Origin of the sequence: Nocardioides stalactiti (genome assembly GCF_014180715.1) — a bacterium.
Classification (GTDB): domain Bacteria; phylum Actinomycetota; class Actinomycetes; order Propionibacteriales; family Nocardioidaceae; genus Nocardioides; species Nocardioides stalactiti.
Genome location: NZ_JACEFC010000200.1, coordinates 1 through 4,044 on the forward strand (window position 1 = coordinate 1; position 4,044 = coordinate 4,044).

Sequence of the window (4,044 nt, forward strand, 5' to 3'; positions counted from 1 at the left end):
TCCGCGTCGTCGTACAGCGCGACGAGGTCGGCGAGCTTGGCGAGGTCGAGTGCCGGTGGCTGCGGGAGCCGACGGATCACGTCGGCGGCGTGGATCCCGACGACGGTGCGGCCGGCCGCCGCGGCGTGGAGGACGGACTGCTCCCAGCGGCTGCTGGAGGCGATGACGGCTGATCCGTCGGCGCGGAGGAGAGCGGCGGCGAATCCCTGCCGGACGGGGACGGTGCCGCGGCAACCGCGGTCGAGCCAGTGGTGCAGGGCCTCGGCGTCGAGCGGCGCAGGCCCGGAAAAGACGAACAGGCCCGGTCGGGCCTGTTGCCAGGGCCCCGCCAGGTCGACGGTCGGGGCCGGGTGCGGTGATGCCACCGCTTCAGAGCAAGGAGGTCAGGAGGTCATGCCCTGGAGGAAGCCGCCGTCGGAGATCAGGCCGACCGCGTTCTGCGCCTCCTGAGCGGTGGCGATCGGCTCGACGGTGGGGGTCTCCCACGTCTTCTTCGTCATCTTTGCTGCTCCCCCTCATGGCACTGTGCTGGTCGCTCTCCGGAAGCGGCGACCTTCCCGGCGCAGTCTGCCAAACCGAGATTGTCTCTATCAGTCGGTTCAACGTACATGAGACGGAAACGTCACCCACCAGTTTCACGACCGGAGATAGGTCACATCGGAGGGGGGCCGCGGCGTCCTACGCTGTGCCTGTGAGGAGGATCCGCCACCGACTGCGTGCGCTGGAAGCGTTTCTCCTGGTTCTGGTGGGGCGGATGTTGCGATCACGGGTCCCGATGCGGCGCTGGTCGCGGCTGCTGGGCCCGACCAGCGCGCCGACGGTGGTTCCCCAGGGGGAGCGGCCCGTGGGACGCGAGGGCGACGTCGCGGCCGCAGTCGGCTCCGCGACGTGGCGGACCGGCGCCAACTGCCTCGAGCAGGCCTTCGCCGCGAGCGTGATGCTGCGGCTGCGCGGGCAGCACAGCGTGGTGGTGATCGGTCTCGACCGCGCCGACCCGGCGGCCCCGCCGCACGCCTGGCTGGTCGGTGCGTCGGGCCGGGTGGTCGTGGGAGCCGAGACGATGGACCGCTACCACCCGGTCAGCCAGTTCGGGCGGCCCCGACGCCGGCGTGGTTAGCATGAGCGGCATGGACCGGGGGAGCACGATCGCACGCAGCGACGGGGTCGTGGAGGCACAGTTCGACGACGTACGGGTCGTGCTCAACGAGGACCTCGCCTACCTCGGCCTCAACGCGGTCGGGCAGCGGATCTGGGACCTGCTCGCGGCGCCGCAGACGCTCGGCTCGCTCGTCGAGGTCCTCCTCGAGGAGTACGACGTCGCCGAGGCCGACTGCGCGACCGACGTCACCCGCTACGTCGAGGCGCTCGTCGACCACAAGCTGGTCCGCCTGTCGTGACCGGCCCGTGGGCCGCGCCGCCGCTCACCCGGGTCGTCGTCGGGATTCCGGTGGTCGAGGGCCCGGTGCCGGGCCCGTGGGACGCGATGATCCGGCTCGAGGACACCGTGTGGGCCGACCACGACCGGCTGCTCTTCGACGCGGGGGACGCCGCCGTCCACGTGACGGCCGAGACCGTGACCTTCGAGGCCCGCGCTCCCGGTGCTCGTGAGCAGCACGACTGGCTGCTGTACGCGACCGCGGCCCGCACCGTCCTCGGGTTCCGGCGGCGCTTCAACCTGCACGGCACGCTCGTGGTGTCCCCCGAGGGCGCTGCGGTGGCGCTCCTCGGCGCCTCGCTGGCCGGCAAGTCGACCACGACGATGGCCCTCCTGCGGCGTGGCTGGCGGTTCGGGTGCGACGACATCGTCGAGGTGACGGTCGGCGCTGACGGCGTGGTGGCCCACCCGGTCGCACGGCCGATCCACCTCTCCGACACCGCGGCGAGGTCCGCGGGCGCCGACCTCGTGCTCGGGCGGGACCTGCCTGGTCGCGCCAAGAGGGCCTACCTCCTCGACGGCGACCTGTCGCCGCGCCGGCTCGCGGCGATGGTGGTCGTGGGCGCGACGGGCGAAGGTGCCGTCGAGACCCTGGCCGTCGACCCGCTGGCCGCGCTCCCGGTGGTGGCCGCCTCGGCTGACCGCTACGGGATCCTCCACCTGCCCGAGCACCGCGGTCCGCTGCTCCGCTGGGCGGCCGACGTCTCGCGCCAGGTGCCCCTCCATGAGGTACGACGGCCGGCCGGGCGCGACACGGTCGAGGCGGTGGCCGACGCGGTCGCCGACCTCGTCAGCGGCTGAGCGCCACCTCGACGTCGGCGCGGGCGACCAGGTCCGCGCGGTGGGTGGCGAGGACGATCGCACCGCCGCGCGCGACGAGCCGGTCGACGACCTCCGTCTCGGTGGCGGCGTCGAGCGCGCTGGTGGCCTCGTCGAGCACGAGCAGCTCGGGTTGGCGCGCGAGGGCGCGGGCCAGGCACAGGCGCTGCTTCTCCCCGCCCGACAGCCGGGTGAAGTCGCCGAGCGGGGTGTCGAGCCCCTCCGGGAGCCGTCGTACGACGTCCGCGACGCATGCGTCCTCGAGAGCCGCCCACAGGTCCTCGTCGGTCAGGGCCGTCCCGGCAGACCAGGTCAGGTTGGTCCGGACCGATCCGGGGACGAGGACCGTCTCCTGGGGCACGTAGCCGACCCGGGCGCGCCACCCGGCCAGGTCTGCTCGGGGGCGGCCGTCGACGAGCACGGTGCCGCTCGTCGGCTGCAGCAGGCCGAGCACGACGTCGAGCAGGGTCGACTTCCCGGCGCCGCTCGGACCGGTGACCGCGACCAGCCCCGTGCGGACCACGCTCAGCGAGAGCCCTTCGAGCACCGGGGCACCGTCGTAGGCGACGGTGAGGTCGCGCAGCTCGAGCAGCGCGGCCCCCGGCACTGCGGGCTCGGTCGGCCCGGGCCCGGTCGGGGTGGGCGCTCCCCGGTCGGCCTCGACGTGGGCCGCGGTCTCGACGACGAGCCGTTGGACCTGGTCGAGCGCCGGGGCGTAGTGGGCGAAGAGCTGGAGGGCCTCGAGGAGGCTGCGCGCGGCCCCCGAGAGCCGGACGGCGACGACGGCGAGCGCGATCACCTCTGCGACGTCGAGGCCGGCCTCCCTGCCCACGACGACGAGGACCACCGCGGCGGCGATGCCGAGCGCGTTGAGCACGGCGGACAGCCCGGCGGAGGTCTCGACGAACCGGTGCTGGGCCGCGCGGCCCCGCGACGCGCTCTCGCGGAGCAGCCCGGCCCAGGCCGCGGCTGCGTCGTGGGCGCGGACGAGGCGCAGCGACGCCAGTGAGTCGGTGACGGTGGCGCCGAACAGCGCGTTGCGCTCGGTCCACTCGACGCCGAGCCCGATGCTCCGGCGCACGCTCACCCGCCCGACCGCGACGACGACGACCAGGGACAGCACGGCGAGCCCGCCGACGACCGGGGAGATCGCGACGGCCACCACCGCCGTCGCCACCACGACCGCGGCCCGGACGCCGCTCTCGACCAGCATCGCGACGCCGGCCTCGGCGCGCTCGACCTCGGTGGTCGTGGCCTGGACGACATCGCTGCGGCGCTGGCGCACGACGTAGGACCACTCGGCGTCGAGGACGCCCTCGAGCGCCCGGAGCCGGAGCGTGTCGGTGGTTCGGATCCGCAGGTCGCTCCCGAGGGTCTGGATGAACCACCCGCACGCCGCCCGGAGCACCACGACCACGCCGACCGACGCGTAGAGCGCAGCGGGGGAGATGGTCGCGTCGACGAGCGGCAGGTGCGGGTCGTCGGAGCCGGCGAGCACCTCGACGAACGGCAGGAGCAGGACGAGGACGGCGGCCTCCAGGACGGCCGACAGCAGCTGGAGGAGCTGGAGCCGGACGACCGCCCAGGCGCCGCACGCGTCGACGACAGCGTGCAGGTGGGCGCGCATCCGCGGGATCACAGCTCGGTCCTCCAGCCCGCGAGCTTCCAGCCGACCTGGCGCAGCCGCAGCCGCAGCGACCGGGAGATCGCGCCGACGGGGCCCGGGTCGCTCACGGGTGCGGTGCTGGCCGGCGGGACGAGGAGGGTGACGGCGTTGGCCACGAGGTCCC

5 protein-coding genes are annotated in these 4,044 nt (G+C 74.3%); 3 read left to right on the forward strand and 2 right to left on the reverse strand.

Going from position 1 to position 4,044, the window contains the following annotated elements; genetic code table 11:
- A partial coding sequence (locus H0487_RS22025; RefSeq protein WP_183096351.1) for a hypothetical protein occupies window positions 1-365 on the reverse strand: 365 nt, incomplete at its 3' end.
- Between the two features lie 152 nt (window positions 366-517).
- Here H0487_RS22025 and H0487_RS24065 point away from each other — a divergent pair.
- Genes H0487_RS24065 through H0487_RS22040 form a run of 3 tightly spaced genes read left to right on the forward strand, consistent with a single transcriptional unit; the run spans window position 518 to window position 2,236 of the window.
- Complete coding sequence (locus H0487_RS24065; protein WP_281370772.1) at window positions 518-1,117, forward strand: lasso peptide biosynthesis B2 protein; 600 nt, start codon at window positions 518-520, stop codon at window positions 1,115-1,117.
- Between the two features lie 10 nt (window positions 1,118-1,127).
- On the forward strand, window positions 1,128-1,397 hold the full coding sequence (locus H0487_RS22035; RefSeq protein WP_183096353.1) for a PqqD family peptide modification chaperone: 270 nt from the start codon (window positions 1,128-1,130) through the stop codon (window positions 1,395-1,397).
- Window positions 1,394-2,236 (forward strand): phosphoenolpyruvate carboxykinase (ATP), encoded by an 843-nt coding sequence (locus H0487_RS22040; RefSeq protein ID WP_183096354.1) that lies wholly within the window; start codon window positions 1,394-1,396, stop codon window positions 2,234-2,236. Before H0487_RS22035 ends, H0487_RS22040 begins: the two co-directional genes overlap by 4 nt.
- Here H0487_RS22040 and H0487_RS24070 read toward each other — a convergent pair.
- Window positions 2,226-3,893: an ATP-binding cassette domain-containing protein gene (locus tag H0487_RS24070; protein ID WP_183096355.1), complete on the reverse strand. Its 1,668-nt coding sequence runs from the start codon at window positions 3,891-3,893 to the stop codon at window positions 2,226-2,228. The two genes, H0487_RS22040 and H0487_RS24070, sit on opposite strands and share 11 nt — an antisense overlap.
- Window positions 3,894-4,044 lie beyond the last annotated feature (151 nt).